A 21,370-nucleotide genomic window follows, 5' to 3' on the forward strand; every position below is an offset into this window, starting at 1 on the left:
ATGCGCGATTTTTATGGCACCAGTTTAACAACCGGACTTATGCTCGGCACGGCGCAATATCCGTCGCCTGCGATTATGATGGATGCCTTCAAACGCAGCGGCGCATCGGTTGCGACCGTTTCTCTGCGCCGTGAAAGCGGTCAAGATCGTGCAGGGCAGGATTTTTGGGCCATCATCCGCGATCTAAATGTTCATGTGTTGCCTAATACGGCTGGCTGCCACAGCGTGAAAGAGGCTGTCACAACGGCGCATATGGCACGCGAAGTCTTCGACACAAAATGGATTAAGCTGGAAGTCATCGGCGAAGAAGATACGCTCCAGCCAGATGTTTTCGGGCTGGTCGAAGCGGCGCGTATTTTGAGCGAAGACGGCTTTAACGTGTTTCCTTACACGACTGAAGATCTCGTTGTCGCTGATAAATTATTGAATGTTGGCTGCGAAGTTTTGATGCCCTGGGGCGCGCCAATTGGTTCGGGCTTGGGCCTTAATAATCCATATGGTTTGCGCTCCATGCGCGCACATTTTCCTGATGTTCCGCTGGTTATTGATGCGGGGTTGGGCCTGCCGTCACAGGCAGCGCAAGCAATGGAAATGGGTTTTGATGCGGTATTGCTGAACACGGCTGTGGCGAAAGCAGGTGACCCAGCAGCTATGGCTGAAGCCTTTGCGGGGGCCGTTCATGCGGGACAATTGGCGGCTAAGGCCGATCCCATGGAACCGCGCGATATGGCAGCACCTTCCACGCCCATACTTGGAAAGGCTTTTTTAATATGAAGCTTGATCGATTTTACCCAATCTTTGACAATGCAAAATGGCTCGAACGGCTTTTACCACTTGGCATCAAGCTCGTGCAGCTTCGTATAAAAGACATGCCCGATGATGTGCTGCGTGATGAGATTCGTCGTGCACGCGATCTTTGCAAACAGCACAATTGCACGTTGGTCGTGAATGATTATTGGCAAATCGCCATAGAAGAGAAATGCGATTTTATTCATCTAGGCCAAGAGGATTTAGAGGGTGCTGATATTAAGGCCATCCGCGCTGCTGGTTTGCGCATTGGTATCAGTACGCATGATCGTGCTGAGCTTGATCGCGCATTAGCGCTAGAGCCTGATTATATTGCGCTTGGCCCCATTTACCCAACCATTTTGAAAAAGATGAAATGGCATGAGCAGGGCGTTGAAAAACTCACCAAATGGCGCGGACTGATTGGCCAAACGCCTTTGATTGCGATTGGCGGTATGAATATTGAGCGGGCGGCAGGCGCTTTTGAAGCGGGCGCGGATGTCGTTTCTGCCGTGACAGATATTACTTTGAACGAAGACCCTGAAGCGCGTGTCAAAGCTTGGCTGGAGGCGACACGATGAGCCGCTATGCGCGTCAGGAAATATTGCCAGAAGTCGGCGCTCAAGGTCAGGCTGCTATTGGCAAAGCAACTGTCCTGATTGTTGGGGTTGGCGGGCTTGGCTGTCCCGTCGCACAATATCTCGCAGCGGCTGGCGTTGGGCGCTTGATCCTCGTTGATAGCGATATTGTTTCGGTTTCAAATTTGCACAGGCAAACGCTGTTTCGCGAAGCCGATATTGGAATGCTCAAAGCTCAAATTGCGGCGCAAAGTCTGGCAGGCTTGAATTCTGATTGCACCATCATGCCGGTGTGCGAACGCCTCACGCCGAAGAATGCAAAGGTGCTAATTAGCGAGGCGTCATTGGTGGTAGATTGCGCCGATAGTTTTGCTGTCAGCTATATTTTGTCAGATTTTTGTAAGGCTACAGCAACGCCATTTATTACGGCGTCAGCGCTTGGTTTATCTGGATATGTCGGCGGGTTTTGTGGCTCTGCGCCATCCTTACGTGCCGTATTTCCAGATTTACCAGCTCGCGCGGCGACATGCGCCACGGCTGGTGTCATGGGGCCAGTTGTTGGCCTTTTGGGGGCGGCACAAGCACAAATGGCACTGTCTGTTCTATTGGGATTAGAGCCTTCACCGCTTGGCCAACTTGTTACCCATGATCTGCGAACAATGCGCAGCAATGGATTTCGTTTTGACAATGCGCCGGAACCTGAAAGCGGATCATTTGCATTTATTGCCGATGATGAAATTCAGCCGTCGGACTGGGTGATCGAGTTACGAGACGAGGCAGAAGCGCCCGCGCTTGTTCATCCTGCGGCGCGGCGCATGAAGGTCAGCGATTTTCCAACCGCAAAACCGATGCCTGATACAGGCCAGCGCGCTGTTTTAATTTGCAGGTCAGGACTTCGTTCTTGGCAGGCAGCAACACACCTAAAAACATATTGGGATGGTCCCATTTCTTTAATTGCAATGGGCGATATGCCCGAACTTGAAAGGTCTTAATGATGAAACGAACCGCTTTGACGATGGCAATTGCAATGCTGACTTCTCCTGCAATCGCAGCAGATCAGATGACCCTTTTACTCGACTGGTTTGTAAACCCTGATCATGGACCCATTATTGTTGCGCAAGAAAAGGGGTATTTTGCAGAGCAAGATTTAGAGGTGGAAATCATCGCGCCTGCTGATCCTTCCGATCCGCCTAAATTAGTAGCGGCAGGAAAAGGCGATCTTGCGGTTTCTTATCAGCCGCAATTACACATTCAGATACATGAAGGTTTGCCGCTAAAGCGGGTTGGCACATTGGTTGCCACACCGCTCAATTGTTTGCTTGTTCTCAAGGACGGCCCGATTAAAACACCTGCGGATTTGAAGGGCAAGAAAATTGGAACTTCCGTTGCTGGTGTTGAAGAGGCCATACTTGGTACTGTTTTAAAAAATCACGGTTTGACTTTGAAGGACGTTGAACTGGTCAATGTGAACTTTTCATTGTCACCAGCGCTCATGTCCAAACAGGTTGACGCTGTGATTGGAGCGTATCGAAATTTTGAACTTAACCAGATGAATATTGAAGGCGTAGAAGGCAAATGTTTCTATGTCGAAGAAGAAGGTGTGCCGCCTTATGACGAGCTTATCTATGTTGCGAATTCAGACACGATGGATAAGGAAATGATTGCACGCTTTCTTTCAGCAACCGAGAAGGCCACGCAATATATCACCAATCATCCGCAGGAAAGTTGGGAAGTTTTTTCCAGCACATCAACCGAATTACAAGACGAGTTGAACAAGCTTGCATGGACAGATACTTGGCCGCGTTTTTCCAAGCGTCCCGCTGCTATGGATGCTGGCCGCTATGCCAAGTTTGAAGCATTTTTGAATGAAGCAGGTCTTATTCCATCGCAAAATCCAGTAGAGGCGATTGCAATCGATGTGACCGCGCAATGACACATCCTGATTATGGAAAAACATTCGCTGTCTGGCGTGCCGGAGCAGGGCAGAGCTGGCATGATTATATCAATCACGATTTTGTAGAGGGGTTGCGTGATGGTAGTTTGCCGCGCGTTTCATTCCTTCACTATTTGATCCAAGACTATGTGTATCTTGTGCACTATGCGCGTGCATGGTCATTGGGTGTGATCAAGGCCGAAACGTTAGATGAAATGAAAATCTGCGCCGGAACGGTCAATACGTTGGTCAATCTTGAAATGTCTTTGCATGTGACAACTTGCACTGCAGCGGGTATCAGCGAAGAAGCGCTTTTTGATGCTTCTGAAACCACGGAAAATCTTGCCTATACGCGCTATGTAATGGACGCTGGCATGCAGGGTGATTTTCTTGATCTTATGGCGGCACTTGCGCCTTGCGTTATGGGCTATGGTGAGATCGGTTTGCGTTTGGCAAAAACCGCAGCAGAAGACACGCCTTATGCGGACTGGATTGCTGTTTATTCAGGCGATGAATATCAGCAAGCTTGCCGTACAGTTGGTGCAATGATTGACCAATCGGTTGAACGACGTATCGGCCATGATATGACTGCGTCGCCGCGCCTTGCCTCTGTGCAATCCCGTTTTACCAAAGCGACTGAATTAGAGATTGGGTTTTGGGATATGGGGCTGCGCGGAAAATGAGCCCGTCGCCTGAAATCATCTTCAAGGGCTGTTTTTTCATTGAGAATAAACAGCTCTTTGATGCTTCCTTTGTGATGCCTGCGGGACGTTGGACTTGTTTGCTTGGTCCTTCTGGCGTTGGGAAATCTACTATTCTGCGTTTGCTTTTGGGGCTTAAGACGGGCGGTCATTTTAAAGGTGAAATTTCAACATCTGATGGGCAATCCATTGCTGGGCAGATAAGCTATATGGCGCAATCTGATCTTCTTTTGCCTTGGTTGTCGGTTGTTGAAAATCTCATGATAGGTGCTTCACTCCGCGGTGATGCACATGATGAAGAACGTGCAATGATGCTGCTTGACCGTGTTGGTCTTAGCGATCATGGGCACAAAAAACCGGCGGCTTTATCTGGCGGCATGCGGCAACGTGCTGCGCTTGCACGCACATTGATGGAGGATCGGCCAATTGTTTTATTGGACGAACCTTTTTCTGCGCTCGACGCGGGCACTCGTGCAGATATGCAAGAGCTATCTGCAGAGCTTTTGACAGGTAAAACCGTGTTGCTCGTTACCCATGATCCGGCAGAAGCGAGCCGTGTGGCAGACCAAATTCTCGTTATGAATAAGAGCGGCATGGTGGTTTGGCCTGCACCTGATTTGCCAGCCATACGGGCGGTCGATGCGCCGGAAACACTGCTTTGCCAATCAAAATTATTGGCCTATTTGAGAGCGTTAGCGGCATGAGAAAACTCGATCTCCTTTTCGCAATTCTATTGATGCTTTGTATTTGGCAGGCTCTGGTTTTGATTACTGGTGCGCCGCATTTCATTTTGCCGTCGCCGTGGCGGGTTGCAAAATCGGCCTATTTTAATCGCGTGCTGATTGGTGAAAATGCACTTGTCACAATAACAGAAATTTTGTTGGGGCTGTTGCTCGGCACGTTGTTTGGCGTTGCGACTGCATTGCAATTGACGCTTTCAAAAACGGCTGAAAGATTGATGCTCCCTATTTTGGTTTTCACCCAAGCGGTGCCCGTTTTTGCACTCGCACCTTTGCTAACATTGTGGTTTGGCTACGGCATGGGGTCCAAAGTGGTGATGGCTGTTTTGATTATCTATTTTCCGGTCACATCGGCTTTTCATGATGGTTTGACGCGCATTGATCGCGGGTATCTTGATCTTGCTAAAACAATGGGTGGTCGGCAGTTGCAGATTTTGCGCCATATCCGAATTCCAGCCGCTTTGCCGGCGTTAGGCTCTGGATTAAAATTGGCCGCGGTCTATGCGCCTATTGGTGCGGTAATTGGCGAATGGGTCGGTGCTTCCAAAGGGCTTGGCTACTTAATGTTGCTTGCCAATGGACGTGTTAAAACCGACCTCATGTTTGCCTGTTTGATTACGCTTGCGTGCCTGACTGTGATCTTGCACAGCCTTGTTGGCCTATTGGCCAAACGCCTATCCAACTATGCGGAAGGCGTTGAGCGGTAATCGTTTTACGCCTTTTTCAAAAACTCTGTACGCAGCACAAGACCTTTTGTTTTTTCGACTCGGCATTCAACTTCGTCAGGATTACCCGTCAAACGAATACCTTTGACCATCGTGCCGCGCTTAATGGTTGAGGACGTGCCTTTAACCTTCAAGTCTTTAATGACGGTAACATTATCACCATCTGCAAGTACGGCTCCGTTTGAGTCGCGTGTTTGGTCTTCATTTTCTGACATAATCGTTCTCCTTTTATGCCGTATTGGACCAAATCAATGCCTATGTCTATTGCGGCACTCCATCGCAGATCTCAGCAACGCCAAAGTGTTTATTTAACACAAATGGCCTTGCCCAAGTTGAGCAAGGGCTTCGGTGAGGCTGTCGATTTCAATCTGAGCATAAAGCGCCATTTCGTCGATGACTTTTGTGCCGAGGGCAGCTTCAAAAGCATCCTGATTGGCCGAAGCGCTATAGTTTGATTGATCTTCCGCTCCAAGGTTTGATTGGAAAATACCGGCAGCTGAAACGGGTAAGAAATCTTCATAGATTTGCGGATCGGCTATGAGTGCACCTGAGGCAATCAATTCCGACAGATTTTCTGCCTTGCTTGCCAGCGTTTTATCGGTTGCACGATAGCGGAAAAATGCCAATCGCTCTTGGCGCAATGTTTCTAAATCATCCGGCAGTGCCGAAAAGGCCGCTTCGAGTAGTGCTGTGTAATTATCTGCACCAGGTTTTGATGCGGCTTCGCGGGTTTGCGTCAAAGCCTTGTCATAAAATTCGCGCCCTGCTGGTGTCAGCGCTACGCCGCGTTGTTCGATCTCACCAAAACGGGCTGTGTGGCTGCCTGCTACACCTTGGAATAAAACCTCTTCATCAAGTGCCTTGAAAGATGTTTGGCGCAGCAGAATATCAGTTTTGCGGTGTGGTGGCCCTTCAATGACTGCCTTTGGTGAAATGCCACGTGAAGGCATTTGTGCCTGCACGGCATCAATGTCCAACGTGCGCGGCGTTAAATGATTGATATGCGGGCCTTTGAAGCTGACCACATCTGCAATCAAGCGGTGTGCTGCAACCAGTTGTTCATAGGTTTGCGCATCGACAGTCGCATCGCGGTGCCAGCGGAAAGTTTCCAAAGCCTCTAGCACAAATTTATGCGCTTGTTCTTCTGTTAGGCCGCCTTGTTTTTCTGCCACATCAATAAGTGCGAAAGCGCCGTCGGTAACAATTTGGCGCTTGCTTAAAATTTGTTCGGACTTTTCAGCCAGTGCACGATCTTCCACCAAATCCAAACGCAAGAGCGATGTGAATACGCGGAATGGATTTGCCTGAAGTGAAGCCTGTTCAACAGGGCGAAATGCGGTTGAATGGACTGGTATGCCCGCAACGGATAAATCATAATAGCTGACGGGAAACATGCCCATCACAGCAAACATGCGCCGGATTGTTGCTAATTCTTGTGCTGTACCCAGACGAATTGCGCCGTGACGTTCCACATCAAGACGGTCCAATTCTCCTGCTGCTTCTAGCCGCGATTTTAGCGCTGGATTTTCTTTCAGTGCCGCGTCGTTCACATCGCGCACAAGTTCCATCAGCGTGCCGTATTGCGGCACCTCTGCACGATACATATCGGACATCGCTTGGGAAAACAGTGTGCGAATCTTATCGGGGTGCATGTGAGTAGTCATCAATATTTCCTGATTGAGTTGGCTTGGCCTTATAAAAGCCCAAGCCCATATAGAGTTTAGATATCGAAAGATACACCTTGTGCAAGCGGTAGTTCAGCCGAATAGTTGACAGTTGAAGTTTGACGCCGCATGTAACCTTTCCATGCGTCTGAACCGCTTTCACGCCCGCCGCCTGTTTCTTTTTCGCCGCCAAATGCGCCGCCAATTTCTGCCCCTGATGGGCCAATATTGACGTTTGCAATTCCGCAGTCAGACCCTGTGGCTGATAAAAATGTTTCCGCCTCACGCATGTTGAGCGTAAAGATACAAGAAGACAGGCCTTGCGGCACATCGTTTTGCATGTGGATTGCTTCGTCCAATGTCTCATATTCCATGACGTATAATATAGGCACAAAAGTTTCGGTCTTTACCGTTTTGGTTTGGCTTGGCATTTCAACCAATGCGGGCGCAACATATGCACCCGATGGCACGCCTTTGGTCACAGTTTCGCCGCCATGCACGACACCGCCTTCGGCCCTGGCGTTTTTCAATGCTTCTTGCATCGCCGACAGTGCATCTTGGTCGATTAATGGGCCAATCAATGTGCCTTGGGTTCGCGGATCGCCGACGGCCAAGCTGCTATAGGCCGACTTCAGTTTCTCGACGAGTTCTGCTTTGATCGACTTGTGAACGATCAAACGGCGCAGTGATGTGCAGCGTTGCCCTGCGGTGCCAACAGCTGAGAACACGATGCCGCGCACAGCCATTTCTAGATCAGCAGATGGAGCGACGATCATTGCATTGTTGCCGCCAAGTTCAAGAATAGAGCGCCCCCAACGTGCGGCAACTTTTGGTCCTACGATGCTGCCCATCCGCGTTGACCCTGTAGCAGATAGTATTGGCACTGCTTTGCTATCTACCAATGCAGCACCGATATCTGCGCCGCCAATCAGCAATTGATGCAAGCCGTCTGGCGCATCATCGCCAAAGCGGGCAATGGCGCGTTCAAGAATTTTCACACAAGCCATTGCGGTAAGGGGTGTTTTTTCAGATGGCTTCCAGATCACTGGATTGCCGCATATGAGTGCAAGCGCCGTGTTCCATGACCAAACCGCAACCGGAAAGTTGAATGCGGAAATGACGCCGCAAGGGCCCATGGGATGCCATGTCTCGGACATTTTATGGCCGGGGCGCTCAGATGCAATCGTCAGGCCGTATAATTGACGCGATTGACCTACGGCAAAATCGCAAATGTCGATCATCTCTTGTACTTCGCCCAAACCTTCTGAGGTCACTTTGCCAGCCTCTAATGTGACCAAAGCGCCAAGCGCATCTTTTGAGGCACGCAGTTCTTCGCCGAGCAAGCGCACCAGTTCACCGCGGCGCGGGGCAGGCAGGGTGCGCCATGCTTTAAACGCTGCTTGAGATTTGGCGATGATCGTCGGCATTTCTGCTAATGGCGTTTCATGCACTTTGGCAACTTCTGCGCCATCAATCGGCGAGATCACTGCAAGCGTTCCGCCTGTCAATTCAGCGGCTGTAAAGCCAAGGTTTTTCAATACTGTGGAATGATCCATGAATATTCTCCTTGATTGGGCTGCTAACGCAGTTTTTTGAGTGCAGAGGCCATGCGCGTGAGGCCTTCGTTCAGGTCATCTTGGCCGTAGGCAAAAGAAATGCGGACGTGTCCAGGCAGGCCAAAGGCAGCGCCTGGAACGATGGCGACATGTGCTTTTTCGAGCAGCCAGTTGCAGGCATCCGTACAGGTTTCAAAACCGCCCTTGGCCATCATCCCTTCGATATTGGGAAAGACGTAGAATGCGCCGTCTGGCTCTGGACATGTGATGCCAGCCATGGCGTTAAGGCCGCCAACGACAAGTTTGCGGCGGGCATCAAAATCCTGAAGCCTATCGGATAGTAGTTTTCTATCACCCGTTAACGCGGCGAGTGCGGCCGCTTGGCTAATCGAACATGCGCCTGAGGTGACTTGACCCTGAACAGCAATCATTGCTCGGATCAATGGCGCGGGGCCAATGCCCCAACCAATGCGCCAGCCTGTCATGGCCCAAGCTTTTGAGACGCCATTGACGATCAGTGTGCGGCTTGCCAACTCTGGCGCTGCGACCGCGAAGCTGGTGAAAGGTACATAGCTAAGATGCTCATAGATTTCATCGGCCAAGACCCAGACGTGGGGATGGTTTGCTAAAACTTGAGCAAGGGCGCGGATCTCGCCTTCGGTGTAAATTGCACCGGATGGATTGGATGGTGAGTTTAGCATCAGCCAGCGCGTCTTAGGGCTGATGGCTTTTTCTAAATCTTCAGGTGTGAGTTTGAACCCTTGAGACATCGGGCAGGGCACCGTGACAGCGGTGCCGCCTGCCATTGTCACAATGTCAGAATAGGATGTCCAATAGGGTGTCGGTATAATGACCTCATCGCCATCATTTAAAGTGGCGAGCATGGCGTTGGCCAAAACTTGTTTGGCACCCGTGGATACAATCACATGGGCACGTGTGACATGGCTTTGCGCTGCTATTTCATCACGCAGTTGATTGGTGCCAGCCGTTGCCGTGTAACCAGTTTGTCCAGCAAGGGCAGCATTATGGGCCGCTTGAATCACAAAATCCGGTGTTGGAAAGTCCGGTGCGCCCGTGGATAAAGCAACAACATCGTGGCCATCGGCACGCATTTGCGCCGCTGTTTCGGAAATTTGCACAATTTGTGAAATCTCAATTCCATTGATGCGGGCGGCGCGGCGAAACTCGCTTGGACTATCCTGCATAACGCGCCCCATTTGCGGTGTTTAAGAACGCTGCCAGTGATATATCTTCCTGTTTTAAAAAGCCTGTGTTTGGCAAGGTGCCATCGCGCACCATTTCAATAATTGCGACGACGGAAGATGCTGTCGTCCATGCAATTGCTGTGCGGTGTTTACCCGCAATCTCAAGTGGTTTTAGGCCTCGTACAAATTCACGGCGCTCTAAGCGTCCATCAATCGTGCCTTCAGCGGAAACATGAATATAAACGATGTCATCGCTTACCGGCGGTTTTGCATTGACGAGAATTTCTCCGGCCTCTTTGCGTCGGTCACGCATTAAAAGTTCGTGGAAGAAGAAATTCATCAAATCGACATGGCCCGGATAACGCATGGTTTTATAGTCCATGTTCGGCACCGTTTCGGCATAGGTTTCGCACATGGTGCCAAGCCCGCCTGATGTGGTGAAAGCTTCGAGCTCAATACCGCCAATGACAACTTTTTCCACCCATTCCATGGGTGAAATCCATTTGGTTTCTCCGTTCTCAAGGACTTCGCAATCATTCAGATATTCGTTGACGACACCTTCTGGTGACCAGTTGAACGAATAGCCCATTTGTCCTGTCGGGTTTTGAGGTAATGCGCCAACGCGCATTCTGCATGAGCGGCAGTCATCAAACTGGCTGATAAGATCAGCGCCTACAATGCCAACAAATCCGGGGGCGAGGCCGCATTGCGGAGCCATCAAGCCTTTGGATGTTTTAGAGAGTTTCAAAATAGCTTTGGTTGTCGGTACGTCTTCGGTCAGATCAAAATAATGCAATCCTAAGTCATGGGCTATTTGCGCCACGCCAATGTTTAAAAAGTAAGGCAAGCAAGACAAAACGGCATCTACATTTGAGAGTGCTGTTCGCAGCGCTTCTAAGTCAGATACATCAACCGCCTTTGTTTCAAAGGGCAGGTCGGTCATAGCGCGATTATCGATGCCTGTAACTTTAAAGCCTGTATCGTGCAGTAATTCACCAGCCAGCGTGCCGACTTTTCCCAATCCAAGAATCGCAACGTTTTTCATTTGATCTCTCCCAGTGTTGGAGAGAGCGTAAGCGGAATTCACATTGCAATAAATACCTATGATATGTATTTATCCATTCATAAAATGAATGGATTAGCTCTATATGGCACATGCTGACCGACTGCCCACACTTGCTGTTTTGCGTTGTTTTGAAGCATCGGCAAAGCAAGAGAGTTTTACTGCTGCAGCAGAAGAATTAGGCCTCACGCAAAGTGCCGTTAGCCGGCAGGTCAAGGAATTAGAAGAGCAAATTGGTACGCCTTTGTTCAGGCGAGAAGGGCGCGGTGTACGGCTGACAGGAGCGGGGCGCGCGTTAGCCGATGCCGTGTGCGGCGATCTGGAGCGGCTGCGCCGCACGATGTATCATGCCATCGCTGCAGGAACAGGACCGCAAGTGCTTGCAATCGCCGCGCCGCCGACTTTTGCTGCGCGGTGGCTCGTTCCGCGCTTGCCAAAGTTTCGTGATTTACACGATGGCTTGGAAATGGTTGTGTATAGCCGATCTGAACCGTTCGATTTGTATAAGGAACAAATCGATGTCGCCGTCCATTTTGGTGGATGGGATTGGCCAGGGGCGCAACTTTCGCCTCTTTGTCCTGAAACGCTTGTGGCTGTGGCCGCACCGGACCTAATTTCGCGCTGTGGAGTGTCTAAGCCATTAGATGTGCTCGATATGCCTCTTTTGCATTTATCGGCGCGGACACATTTATGGGAAGAGTTTGCAAAGAGCCTTGGTGAGAATGGTTTGGCGCTGCGACAAGGAAGCCATTTCGACCAGTTTAGTCTTGTCATTTCTGCTGCGCTTGCAGGAATGGGCGCTGCGATTTTGCCGACTTATTTGATTGAGCGCGAACTCAATGATGGTGATTTAATTCGGCTGGCGGATGTAACGACCGATGCTGCAAAAAGCTATTTCGTAGCGACCCCAATGGGGCAAAATTTGCCGCTTGCAGCTTCCTTTACGGCTTGGCTTAGAAAACAAGTTATCCAGCCGCGTATGGGTTAATGGGTGGGAAGTAACGCTTTTGACGCGGTTAATTTCAAGGTACGGAACATATTTCGGAACGGGTCAAAAAGCGTTTGCCGCGGCCATTGTCTAGCGAAAACATACCGCCTTTGCCTTCGACAACATCGATTATCAATCGCGTATGTTTCCAGACTTCATATTGATCGCCGCCAATATAAAATGGCGCGCCGCCTATCTCGCCAAGCTTAACATCATGATCGGCAATAATGAGATCGCCGAGAGCATAGCACATGGGCGATGAGCCATCGCAGCACCCACCCGATTGATGGAACATGACTGGCCCGTGATCTTCAACAATTTCTGCAATGAGCTTTAATGCGGCATCGGTTGCTTCGACTTGATTTTCCATCAGTGCACCTTTCTTCAGGTTGGATGTTGGGGCACGCGAAATTGCGCACCCCATTTATTCCTTAGAAGAAACCCAGTTTGTTCGGGCTGTAGCTCACAAGCAAGTTTTTCGTTTTTTGGTAATGGCTAAGCATCATCAAGTGGTTTTCACGGCCAATGCCTGACTGTTTGTATCCGCCAAATGCTGCGTGCGCAGGGTAGGCATGGTAGCAATTTGTCCAAACACGGCCCGCTTGAATTGCACGTCCAAAGCGATAGCATTTGTTCGCATCGCGGCTCCAAACACCAGCACCAAGGCCATAAAGCGTATCATTGGCAATTTCCAACGCTTCTTCATCTGTCTTGAACGTACAAACAGACAGAACAGGGCCGAAGATTTCCTCTTGGAAAATCCTCATATCATTGGTGCCTTTAAACACGGTTGGCTGAATGTAATAGCCGCCTTCAATATTGCCTGTTTGTTTGGCAGCGCCGCCGCCAATCAATAGTTCAGCGCCTTCTTTCTTGCCAATATCCATATAGGACAGGATTTTCTCGAACTGTTCGCTTGATGCCTGCGCGCCGACCATTGTGCTTGGATCAAGCGGATCGCCTTGCACGATCGCTTCGATACGCTTGAGACAACGCGCCATGAATTCTTCATATATGTCTTCATGAATGATTGCGCGGCTCGGGCAGGTGCAGACTTCACCTTGGTTAAAGGCAAACAAGACCAAACCTTCAATCGCTTTGTCGAAGAATGCATCATCTTCGTCCATGATGTCTTTGAAGAAGATGTTAGGAGATTTACCGCCCAATTCCAATGTGCATGGAATGATATTTGCGCTTGCATATTGCATAATCAGGCGGCCGGTTGTTGTTTCACCCGTGAAGGCGATTTTTGCGATACGCTTGCTGGATGCCAAAGGTTTGCCAGCCTCAAGGCCAAAGCCATTTACAACATTGAGCACGCCCGGCGGCAATAAATGTCCAACCAGTTCCATAAGAACGAGAATGGATGCTGGCGTTTGTTCAGCTGGTTTAAGGACAATACAATTGCCGGCTGCAAGCGCTGGTGCAATTTTCCATATCGCCATAAGAATTGGAAAATTCCACGGAATAATTTGGCCAACAACGCCCAATGGTTCTTGGAAGTGATAGGCAACTGTATCGTTATCAAGCTCGCTGAGCGCGCCTTCTTGTGCTCTGATTACGCCTGCAAAATATCGGAAATGATCAATCGCAAGGGGAATGTCGGCAGCGGTTGTTTCACGAATAGGTTTGCCGTTGTCCCATGTTTCTGCTTCAGCCAGTGTTGCCAGATTGTCTTCCATTGTTTGCGCAATATTGATCAAAATCTGGCTGCGTTCGGTAACGCTGGTTGAGCCCCAAGCGTCTTTTGCGGCATGGGCAGCATCAAGCGCTGCTTCAATATCTTTTTCGTTGGAACGTGCGATTTGGCAAAGCACTTTGCCGTTCACGGGTGAGGTGTTGTCGAAATATTGACCGTCTACCGGATCGGCGAATTTACCATTGATAAAATTGCCATATTTCTTCTTGAATTCAAAAACCATGATTTCCTCCCTGATGGTCGTTGCAGGGAGATGGTGGGCGGTGAAACTCAAATTGTCACGGTGGCCGCATGTGGTTCATGCATGGATGTGTAATGGTTTTGCGACACATTTTTGCAATTAATGTGCTTGTTTGCCGTTTAGTTGGATTGGCGAAATTTATTGATTTTTCGGTGCAGCGTTGCGCGGCTTATGCCCAGAGCAGAGGCGGCAGCACTGATGTTTCCATTCGTGCTGGCGATCGCCTGTTGAATAACACGCTGTTCTGCTGTCGCATAACGATGTGCCTGATCGTTCTCATGACCAAGCAAACTTGAAAGCGGCACATTGTTTTTAAGGTCTTGTTGGCCGAGTTTATAAATGCTTCGGGCTGCCCGTGTTGCGCCAATAATCAGATCATCTTGATCAACCGCAATAAGGGCTGCGCTTTGCCAGCGGTGCTGTGCTGACGCATCGGTTGTATCTTGCGGCACGAGCAAAATTTTCGCGCTAGAAAACTTCTCGCTGAAATAATTTGCTTCAATCGTGCGCGCCGCATTGATGACTGCGGAAGAGATCAATTTTGAAAATCTTGACGTTAAGTCTGAGCGGCATGAGGATACATCAACCACTGCAATGAGCTCGCCCTCATGGTCAAAAATAGGGGCGGCGGTACATGAAAGGTCAATATTCTTTTTGTGAAAATGTTGGTCTTTATGAATGGTCAGCGGGCGCTCTTCGACAATGCATGTGCCAACGCCGTTTGTGCCTTCGCTTGCCTCGCTCCAGATCGCGCCGGTCCATAAACCCCAGCTCTCAAATGTGTCATCATCAGCTGGCGAGCCGCGCCGTGTGAGCGGAACGCCCTCACGGTTTGCCAAAATGACATTGCAGCCAACATCGCCAACAGCTTGGTAGAGTTGGTCCAATGATGCTTCGCTGTTTTTAATCAGAAGCCCTGCTTGTTCGCGCGCAATGTTAAATTCGGCCTGCGTTAAGCGTTCCGGTGCGCTGCGTTTATCGGGATTTAAATCGTGCAGCTTTTTAGACCGCTGCCAAGAGGCAACGAGAGGGGCGTAGGCGGCTTCATTGCGCGCAATTGCTGCATCTATGCGCGTTGCATGATTATAGGGCTCCCGCATTTTGATATTCCTCCCAAGATACCAATTTTCACCTTAGTATGAATTTGCTGTCCGTGTAATGTCATTCGCCGCGTATCGTTTTGTGCATGAATGTGTCGCAGTTCTGAGACAGTTTTGTCAAAAATCATCAATAGTTATGCTCTGATAGTGTTGCACATTGGTTTTGAGCGCAAGGTGCGGTGCTGATCTGTTGTATTTGAACTTTCTGGCAAAATCTTTATTTACAGCTCGCTGTTAGAATGACGCCTTAAAAGTCGGGGGCGTTATGTCATTTTTTCTTAAAGCGGGTGGATTGGTTGGGCTGGCATTTGTTGGCGGCGCTGCTGTTGCTCTTGCCCCACCTGAACTGAACGACAAAGCCGCTGATATTGCTGCGGCCTATGGGCTTCGTTCTGATTGCGTGATCAAAGGCAATGTGAGTATTGGTTCACGTGAGAAGATTTATCATGTGCCGGGGCAGGAATATTATTTAGCTACCAATATTCGCACGAAGTATGGCGAACGCTGGTTTTGCACCGAAGCTGATGCCCGTGCTGCGGGATGGCGCAAAGCAGGGCGTTAGTTGTTAGTGGGCTCTTTATGAAGCCCTCATCCGTCTACTCGTTAGCACTCGTATCCACCTTCTCCCGCTTGCGGGAGAAGGGAGGGCGCTTATTTGCTGAATTTCATTTTCTCAACCAGCACTGTGTTTGGCGGCTAGCCTCTGTTCTTCCTTCTCCCGCTGGTGGGAGAAGGTGGTCGAACGCAGTGACTTCGGATAAAGCAAATTGCGGCGGTATTTCCTCGCGAAAGCTATAAAAGATATTTTACAAGAGAATAGAGAGCGACAACCAATACCACTGATATCGATATCAGTATCGTAAAAACATTTTTAGACACTAGTTGAGTGTCGAACACATCCGATGATTTCGTGATTGTATATCGAAGGAGTAACCACGCAGAAAAAGAAAAATATACTAATAATGAAAAGAAAATAGACGAGAAACCAAACGGCAAAATCGGAATCGTATCCTCTTCAGAATAGTTGTACAACATTCTCGCTTCAACGCCTCTCAAAGAGGTCTCAGAAATTAGTACACCATCTTTGCACATGTCTTTAGTTGGATAACTTTCTGGATCATTCCCATTCAAAAACTGCACTGGGTCTTCACCACACGAGTAACGAAAGTTTCCAAACTCTGCTAATATATCTACGTTTGCTATCACGTTGAAAACTATTTGATTATCGGTAACCTTTTTTGAGCCTAAACTAATTAACTTTCTTAAATCGCTACCTAAGAAGTTGGTATCGCTAACCGCATCTAGATAAGTCTTTGCGAATTTAACTAGTGAGGGGCGGCCACCGCCAATTAACCTGAACATCATGACGTCTGTTCCTAGAAACCCAGTTTCTGAAAAAAGAACTTCAGCAGACGTAATATTTGGCGAAGATTCTAATATATGTGCGAATCGCTCTGCTATTACTTCATTTGTTTCAGTCGCAGATTCAAAGTATAAAAGTTGGCCTGATAGGACAAAATCTTCAGCTTTAGATTCCGCATAGTTCTCTGTTTTAAAATTTGCGTGCGGCGAAGTAAGTACTGTGGGATTCACATAGATCCACTTGTTTTCTTCTATGTTTTCTAGGAAATCACGTCTCGCTATTTCCTTTGGCGATAAGTCGCTTTCATTTTTAGCAATGCTCGGACTGTAGGGCATTCCCGTTGATATTATATCGCGTATGTCTACCGTTTGCTGAAAAGATGCAGTTTGCAACTTTATGACTATGTCTCTAGGTGCTTGGTCAAAAAAAGTGTAAGTAGTACCAATAATAAACATAGGTAATACACATATAAATATTACCAGTGATAATGCTATATCAGCAAATGCTATGAAGACTAAGTCGCCGCCGCTTTCTATTCCAGAGAATAATCTTACGAAACGCGCTGTCTGATAAAAGGAAAGTACGTCTACTATGACAAAGCAAGCGCAATAGCATAGAAATTTTATAGGCTCATTGTTAAATATACTTAGGAACTTTGATGTTGTATTTTGGTAATCATAGTCATTAAATTGATACTGAAGTGACGCTACAAATATTAATGATATTACGCTGAGGATTGTAGCTCTACGTATCGAAAAACTACCGTTTTTGTAAACGAAAGAAAAATAATATTTTGATATTTGACTCGATTCAACTTTCAAGCCTTGGTACTTTTGTGAAAGAATTGCGGTAGCGAAGCTCTCCCTTATATCGCCTCTTACAAACCTATCTAACAGTACACCGAAAGCGATGGGCGAGGCTAATCCAATCATGCTTAGTACCGTTAAAAGATTGAGCATAATAGATTAGCCTAGATAATTAATTTTTGTTTCGCTTACGAACAACCGCTCGTTGAGCCGCAAGTGTCACACTTCAAACAGGTGCCATTTCTAACCATCGTGAAGTTAGAGCATTCCGAGCACATGTCGCCCGTATAGCCCTGCATGATGGATTTTGCGCGGCGGGTGTTTTCCAGCTTTTTGGCTTCAGCCGCTTCAAGCTTTGCTTCCGCATTGGCTTTGGCGACTTCATCCACTTTTTCTTTTTCAATCACCTCGTCATGCACTTCGGCTTGGAAATCCGCATTGCGGTCCTCATAATCGCGTTTGAAGGCGGAAGCCTCTTCCTGCAATTCAAGCACTGGTGCTGTGGCAAGCGCAGCTTTGTTTTTTGCAGCGCTGGCAATTGCCGTTACACCTTTAGATGCGCTGCCTGCGGGTACGTCGCCGGATGATTTTTTGCCGGAGACAACAGACAATTTGTGACCGCGTGTGAGGCCCGAAGACACCGCATCGGCTTTGCCGCTAGTTATGCCTTTGCCAAGCGTGGTCTGTTCAAATGCTGACTGGTCAACATGGGACAGATCGTGGCGGCCAAGATAGGACACGGCCAGTTCGCGGAACACATAATCCAAAATGGATGTTGCGTTCTTGATCGCATCATTGCCCTGAACCATGCCAGCAGGCTCGAATTTGGTGAATACGAACGCATCCACATATTCTTCCAACGGCACACCATATTGCAGGCCAAGCGACACGGAGATCGCGAAGTTGTTGATCAGCGCGCGCAGGGTTGAGCCTTCCTTGTTCATATCAAGGAAGATTTCGCCAAGGCGGCCATCATCATATTCGCCCGTGCGCAAGAACACAGTGTGACCACCGATTTTTGCTTTTTGCGTGTAGCCCTTGCGGCGTGATGGTAGTTTTTCTTGATCGCGTGAGATTTTCTCGATGATGCGTTCGACGATTTTCTCTGTCACCTGAACGGCACGCGCCGCTGCTGGTGCTTCGATCAAATCTTCCATTGCATCTTCGTCGTCATCATCCTCAATCAGTGAAGCATTGAGCGGCTGTGACAGTTTAGAACCATCGCGGTAAAGCGCGTTGGCTTTCAGCGCCAATTTCCATGACAGAAGATAGGCGTCCTTACAGTCTTCAACCGAAGCCGAGTTTGGCATGTTGATAGTTTTAGAAATCGCACCAGAGATGAACGGCTGCGCCGCTGCCATCATACGGATGTGGCTTTCGACAGACAAATAACGCTTGCCGATTTTGCCGCATGGGTTGGCGCAGTCAAACACCGCATAATGTTCTTCTTTCAGGTGCGGGGCACCTTCCAGTGTCATGGCACCGCAAATGTGAATGTTGGCCGCTTCAATGTCTTTTTTGCTAAAGCCCATCGCAGACAGCATGTCGAATGAGAAATCATCGAGTTGCTCATCGGTAAAGCCGAGCGTTTCTTTGGCAAAATCTTCGCCGACAGTCCATTTGTTGAACACGAATTTAATATCGAAAGCAGCGCCAAGAGCGGCATTGATCATTTCGATTTTCTCGTCGGTAAAGCCTTTAGCTTTCAAGCTGCCTGGGTTGATTGCGGGTGCTTGGTTCATATTGCCATGACCAACCGCATAGGCTTCGATCTCGGCAATCTGTGCTTCTGTATATTCGAGTGTGCGAAGAGCAGCAGGCACAGCGCGGTTGATGATTTTGAAGTAACCGCCACCGGCAAGTTTCTTGAATTTCACCAATGCGAAGTCTGGCTCGATACCTGTTGTATCGCAGTCCATGACAAGGCCGATTGTGCCGGTTGGCGCAATCACGGTTGCTTGCGCGTTGCGGTAACCGTTCTTTTCACCAAGCTCGATAGCGCGGTCCCATGCACGCATTGCCGCTTTTGGCAGGTCAGCATCTGGGCATTCTTCATGAACAAGCGGTACAGGATTAACGGCTAGTTCTTCATAGCCTTCAGATTTACCATAGGCCGCAAGGCGGTGGTTGCGCATAACGCGGGCCATGCTTTTAGCGTTTGGCTTGTAGCCCGGGAACGGACCAAGTTCGCCAGCCATTTCAGCGGATGTTGCATAGGACACGCCGGTCATGATTGCTGTTAGCGCACCGCAGATCGCGCGGCCTTCTTTTGAGTCATAAGGAATACCTGATGACATCAACAAGCCGCCGATATTTGCATAGCCAAGGCCAAGCGTGCGGTATTTGTAAGATAGTTCTGCGATTTCTTTTGACGGGAACTGCGCCATCATCACAGATATTTCTAGCACGATGGTCCACAGGCGAACTGTGTGCTCATATTGCTCGATATTGATGTTCTTGGTGCCAGCGTCTTTGAACTGGAGCAAGTTGATAGAGGCCAAGTTACATGCCGTATCATCAAGGAACATATATTCTGAACACGGGTTTGATGCACGGATAGGACCAGCAGACGGGCAGGTGTGCCAGTCGTTCATTGTCGTGTTGTAGTGCAGTCCCGGATCGGCAGAAGCCCAAGCGGCATAGCCAATTTTGTCCCATAGGTCGCGGGCTTTAAGCTGCTTGACCACAGAACCGTCGCGGCGTGCTGTCAATTCCCAATCAGCGTCATCTTCAACAGCGCGCAGGAACCCATCTTTGATGGAAACAGAGTTGTTGGAGTTCTGGCCAGCAACTGTCAGATACGCTTCTGAATCCCAGTCAGTGTCATATGTTTTGAATTGAAGGTCGGTGTAGCCTTGCTTCGCAAATTGAATCACCCGAAGGGCGTAATTCTCTGGAACTAAAGCTTTTTTTGCCGCTTTAACTTCGCGCTTAAGGGCAGGGTTCTTGTTTGGGTCAAAGCAGTCATCATTATCAGCCTGACAGTTTAGGCATGCTTTCATGATGAGCGAGAGATGTTTTGAAACAACTTTCGAACCGGTTACAAGCGCTGCAACTTTTTGCTCTTCGTTCACTTTCCAGTCGATATAGGCTTCGATATCTGGGTGATCGATATCAACCACAACCATTTTGGCTGCACGGCGTGTTGTGCCACCTGATTTAATGGCACCGGCTGCGCGGTCACCAATTTTCAAGAAGCTCATCAAGCCTGATGATTTGCCGCCGCCTGAAAGAGGCTCGTTTTCGCCGCGGATATAAGAGAAGTTTGAGCCAGTGCCTGAACCATATTTAAACAAACGCGCTTCGCGAACCCAAAGGTCCATGATGCCGCCTTCGTTTACAAGGTCGTCCTGCACAGACTGGATGAAACAAGCATGCGGCTGCGGATGCTCGTAAGATGATTTTGATTTTGTCAGCTTGTTGGTGAATGGGTCCACATAGAAGTGGCCTTGGCCCGGACCGTCAATACCATAAGCCCAGTGAAGGCCCGTGTTGAACCATTGCGGTGAATTGGGCGCAACGCGCTGTGTGCACAGCATATAAGACAATTCGTCCATGAAAGCTTGTGCATCAGCTTCTGAATCGAAATAGCCGCCTTTCCAGCCCCAATATGTCCATGTGCCCGCAAGACGTGTGAACACCTGACGCGCATCAAGCTCAGAAATATAACGTTCATCTTCAGGCAGTTCTGCCAAAGCTTCTTCGTCAGCTACAGAGCGCCAAAGAAACGATGGAACAGAGTTTTCCTCAACTCTCTTCAAGCGGGCAGGCACACCTGCTTTACGAAAGTATTTTTGAGCTAGAATATCAGCAGCAACTTGGCTGAACTGTTTTGGCACATCAATATCGGCCAAACGAAAGACGACAGAACCGTCCGGGTTCTTGATTTCACTTGTTGCCTTGCGGAATTCTACTTCCGCATATGCTGATTGACCTTCTTTGGTGAACTGACGTTCGATGCGCATTGGATTGTCCCTTTAGTGCCTTAAATCTATATCTAGTGTTTTCCACAGGTAGCCTTTCAAGCGCACCTGTTTGACACGTTACATTCACTGATTGTTTGGCACAGTGTTGCCTAGCCGCCGATCCCCCAAGACAAAGCGTATACCGGCGACTGGTATGCGCGAAACTCAAAAATACTATGGTTTGTTCCGAAATATGCGCTGCATATGAACTCGGTACAGATACCTTATATGGTTGCTATGATGCCTGTAAACACTAA

19 protein-coding genes are annotated in these 21,370 nt (G+C 48.8%); 9 read left to right on the forward strand and 10 right to left on the reverse strand.

Going from position 1 to position 21,370, the window contains the following annotated elements:
- From N530_RS0115610 to N530_RS0115640, 7 genes are read left to right on the forward strand one after another with little or no spacing between them, the layout of a single operon-like run.
- Nucleotides 1–774, forward strand: coding sequence for a thiazole synthase (locus N530_RS0115610; RefSeq protein ID WP_026481468.1), 774 nt, complete (start codon nucleotides 1–3; stop codon nucleotides 772–774).
- A complete protein-coding gene (locus tag N530_RS0115615) occupies nucleotides 771–1,367 on the forward strand; it encodes a thiamine phosphate synthase (RefSeq protein WP_026481469.1) in 597 nt (198 codons plus the stop codon). Before N530_RS0115610 ends, N530_RS0115615 begins: the two co-directional genes overlap by 4 nt.
- Entirely contained in the window at nucleotides 1,364–2,356 is a 993-nt protein-coding gene (locus N530_RS0115620) for a HesA/MoeB/ThiF family protein (RefSeq protein ID WP_155852019.1), read from the forward strand. The genes N530_RS0115615 and N530_RS0115620 overlap by 4 nt, the downstream gene beginning before the upstream one ends.
- A gap of 2 nt (nucleotides 2,357–2,358) precedes the next feature.
- Complete coding sequence (locus N530_RS0115625; protein ID WP_026481471.1) at nucleotides 2,359–3,297, forward strand: ABC transporter substrate-binding protein; 939 nt, start codon at nucleotides 2,359–2,361, stop codon at nucleotides 3,295–3,297.
- A complete protein-coding gene (gene tenA, locus N530_RS0115630) occupies nucleotides 3,294–3,980 on the forward strand; it encodes a thiaminase II (protein WP_026481472.1) in 687 nt (228 codons plus the stop codon). Before N530_RS0115625 ends, tenA begins: the two co-directional genes overlap by 4 nt.
- Nucleotides 3,977–4,702, forward strand: coding sequence for an ABC transporter ATP-binding protein (locus N530_RS0115635; protein WP_026481473.1), 726 nt, complete (start codon nucleotides 3,977–3,979; stop codon nucleotides 4,700–4,702). The genes tenA and N530_RS0115635 overlap by 4 nt, the downstream gene beginning before the upstream one ends.
- Entirely contained in the window at nucleotides 4,699–5,445 is a 747-nt protein-coding gene (locus N530_RS0115640) for an ABC transporter permease (protein WP_026481474.1), read from the forward strand. The genes N530_RS0115635 and N530_RS0115640 overlap by 4 nt, the downstream gene beginning before the upstream one ends.
- A 5-nt stretch (nucleotides 5,446–5,450) precedes the next feature.
- On the opposite strand, the gene N530_RS0115645 is transcribed toward N530_RS0115640, so the two are convergent.
- The 5 genes from N530_RS0115645 to N530_RS0115665 all read right to left on the reverse strand — a co-directional run bounded on the left by N530_RS0115645 (nucleotide 5,451) and on the right by N530_RS0115665 (nucleotide 10,933).
- Nucleotides 5,451–5,678 carry an alkylphosphonate utilization protein gene (locus N530_RS0115645; RefSeq protein ID WP_026481475.1) on the reverse strand — a complete coding sequence of 76 codons (228 nt, stop codon included), beginning with the start codon at nucleotides 5,676–5,678 and terminating at the stop codon, nucleotides 5,451–5,453.
- A 93-nt stretch (nucleotides 5,679–5,771) separates the two neighbouring features.
- Nucleotides 5,772–7,127, reverse strand: coding sequence for a VOC family protein (locus N530_RS0115650; RefSeq protein WP_026481476.1), 1,356 nt, complete (start codon nucleotides 7,125–7,127; stop codon nucleotides 5,772–5,774).
- A 56-nt stretch (nucleotides 7,128–7,183) separates the two neighbouring features.
- A complete protein-coding gene (locus tag N530_RS0115655) occupies nucleotides 7,184–8,683 on the reverse strand; it encodes an aldehyde dehydrogenase family protein (protein ID WP_051541008.1) in 1,500 nt (499 codons plus the stop codon).
- 23 nt (nucleotides 8,684–8,706) lie between these two features.
- Nucleotides 8,707–9,888: a pyridoxal phosphate-dependent aminotransferase gene (locus tag N530_RS0115660; protein ID WP_247869209.1), complete on the reverse strand. Its 1,182-nt coding sequence runs from the start codon at nucleotides 9,886–9,888 to the stop codon at nucleotides 8,707–8,709.
- A complete protein-coding gene (locus N530_RS0115665) occupies nucleotides 9,878–10,933 on the reverse strand; it encodes a saccharopine dehydrogenase family protein (RefSeq protein ID WP_026481479.1) in 1,056 nt (351 codons plus the stop codon). The genes N530_RS0115660 and N530_RS0115665 overlap by 11 nt, the downstream gene beginning before the upstream one ends.
- Nucleotides 10,934–11,036: 103 nt before the next feature.
- On the opposite strand from N530_RS0115665, the gene N530_RS0115670 reads away from it, so the two are divergent.
- Nucleotides 11,037–11,939, forward strand: a complete 903-nt coding sequence (locus tag N530_RS0115670; protein WP_026481480.1) for a LysR substrate-binding domain-containing protein — start codon at nucleotides 11,037–11,039, stop codon at nucleotides 11,937–11,939.
- A 34-nt stretch (nucleotides 11,940–11,973) separates the two neighbouring features.
- Here N530_RS0115670 and N530_RS0115675 read toward each other — a convergent pair whose 3' ends face one another.
- From N530_RS0115675 to N530_RS0115685, 3 genes are all read right to left on the reverse strand, one after another.
- Nucleotides 11,974–12,309, reverse strand: coding sequence for a DUF779 domain-containing protein (locus N530_RS0115675; protein WP_026481481.1), 336 nt, complete (start codon nucleotides 12,307–12,309; stop codon nucleotides 11,974–11,976).
- A 61-nt stretch (nucleotides 12,310–12,370) separates the two neighbouring features.
- Complete coding sequence (locus N530_RS0115680; protein WP_026481482.1) at nucleotides 12,371–13,861, reverse strand: aldehyde dehydrogenase family protein; 1,491 nt, start codon at nucleotides 13,859–13,861, stop codon at nucleotides 12,371–12,373.
- 137 nt (nucleotides 13,862–13,998) lie between these two features.
- Nucleotides 13,999–14,979: a helix-turn-helix domain-containing protein gene (locus tag N530_RS0115685; RefSeq protein WP_026481483.1), complete on the reverse strand. Its 981-nt coding sequence runs from the start codon at nucleotides 14,977–14,979 to the stop codon at nucleotides 13,999–14,001.
- Nucleotides 14,980–15,244: 265 nt separating this feature from the next.
- Between N530_RS0115685 and N530_RS0115690 the strand changes: the two genes are divergently transcribed.
- Nucleotides 15,245–15,541 (forward strand): hypothetical protein, encoded by a 297-nt coding sequence (locus N530_RS0115690; protein ID WP_026481484.1) that lies wholly within the window; start codon nucleotides 15,245–15,247, stop codon nucleotides 15,539–15,541.
- A 230-nt stretch (nucleotides 15,542–15,771) separates the two neighbouring features.
- Here N530_RS0115690 and N530_RS0115695 read toward each other — a convergent pair whose 3' ends face one another.
- Together N530_RS0115695 and N530_RS0115700 are read right to left on the reverse strand one after the other, a co-directional pair.
- Complete coding sequence (locus tag N530_RS0115695; protein ID WP_026481485.1) at nucleotides 15,772–17,301, reverse strand: hypothetical protein; 1,530 nt, start codon at nucleotides 17,299–17,301, stop codon at nucleotides 15,772–15,774.
- A 35-nt stretch (nucleotides 17,302–17,336) separates the two neighbouring features.
- A complete protein-coding gene (locus tag N530_RS0115700; RefSeq protein WP_026481486.1) occupies nucleotides 17,337–21,113 on the reverse strand; it encodes a vitamin B12-dependent ribonucleotide reductase in 3,777 nt (1,258 codons plus the stop codon).
- Between the last annotated feature and the right edge of the window lie 257 nt (nucleotides 21,114–21,370).

Source organism: Ahrensia sp. 13_GOM-1096m, assembly GCF_000620605.1.
GTDB lineage: Bacteria > Pseudomonadota > Alphaproteobacteria > Rhizobiales > Rhizobiaceae > Ahrensia > Ahrensia kielensis.

Excerpts from the sequence above, each read along its gene's own strand:
- N530_RS0115670 (WP_026481480.1), top strand. The coding sequence starts at position 11,037 with ATGGCACATGCTGACCGACTGCCCACACTTGCTGTTTTGCGTTGTTTT.
- tenA (WP_026481472.1), top strand. The coding sequence starts at position 3,294 with ATGACACATCCTGATTATGGAAAAACATTCGCTGTCTGGCGTGCCGGA.
- N530_RS0115645 (WP_026481475.1), bottom strand. The coding sequence starts at position 5,678 with ATGTCAGAAAATGAAGACCAAACACGCGACTCAAACGGAGCCGTACTT.
- N530_RS0115650 (WP_026481476.1), bottom strand. The coding sequence starts at position 7,127 with ATGACTACTCACATGCACCCCGATAAGATTCGCACACTGTTTTCCCAA.
- N530_RS0115625 (WP_026481471.1), top strand. The coding sequence starts at position 2,359 with ATGAAACGAACCGCTTTGACGATGGCAATTGCAATGCTGACTTCTCCT.
- N530_RS0115610 (WP_026481468.1), top strand. The coding sequence starts at position 1 with ATGCGCGATTTTTATGGCACCAGTTTAACAACCGGACTTATGCTCGGC.
- N530_RS0115690 (WP_026481484.1), top strand. The coding sequence starts at position 15,245 with ATGTCATTTTTTCTTAAAGCGGGTGGATTGGTTGGGCTGGCATTTGTT.
- N530_RS0115635 (WP_026481473.1), top strand. The coding sequence starts at position 3,977 with ATGAGCCCGTCGCCTGAAATCATCTTCAAGGGCTGTTTTTTCATTGAG.
- N530_RS0115695 (WP_026481485.1), bottom strand. The coding sequence starts at position 17,301 with ATGCTCAATCTTTTAACGGTACTAAGCATGATTGGATTAGCCTCGCCC.
- N530_RS0115675 (WP_026481481.1), bottom strand. The coding sequence starts at position 12,309 with ATGGAAAATCAAGTCGAAGCAACCGATGCCGCATTAAAGCTCATTGCA.
- N530_RS0115620 (WP_155852019.1), top strand. The coding sequence starts at position 1,364 with ATGAGCCGCTATGCGCGTCAGGAAATATTGCCAGAAGTCGGCGCTCAA.
- N530_RS0115640 (WP_026481474.1), top strand. The coding sequence starts at position 4,699 with ATGAGAAAACTCGATCTCCTTTTCGCAATTCTATTGATGCTTTGTATT.
- N530_RS0115680 (WP_026481482.1), bottom strand. The coding sequence starts at position 13,861 with ATGGTTTTTGAATTCAAGAAGAAATATGGCAATTTTATCAATGGTAAA.
- N530_RS0115655 (WP_051541008.1), bottom strand. The coding sequence starts at position 8,683 with ATGGATCATTCCACAGTATTGAAAAACCTTGGCTTTACAGCCGCTGAA.
- N530_RS0115615 (WP_026481469.1), top strand. The coding sequence starts at position 771 with ATGAAGCTTGATCGATTTTACCCAATCTTTGACAATGCAAAATGGCTC.
- N530_RS0115665 (WP_026481479.1), bottom strand. The coding sequence starts at position 10,933 with ATGAAAAACGTTGCGATTCTTGGATTGGGAAAAGTCGGCACGCTGGCT.
- N530_RS0115685 (WP_026481483.1), bottom strand. The coding sequence starts at position 14,979 with ATGCGGGAGCCCTATAATCATGCAACGCGCATAGATGCAGCAATTGCG.
- N530_RS0115700 (WP_026481486.1), bottom strand. The coding sequence starts at position 21,113 with ATGCGCATCGAACGTCAGTTCACCAAAGAAGGTCAATCAGCATATGCG.
- N530_RS0115660 (WP_247869209.1), bottom strand. The coding sequence starts at position 9,888 with ATGCAGGATAGTCCAAGCGAGTTTCGCCGCGCCGCCCGCATCAATGGA.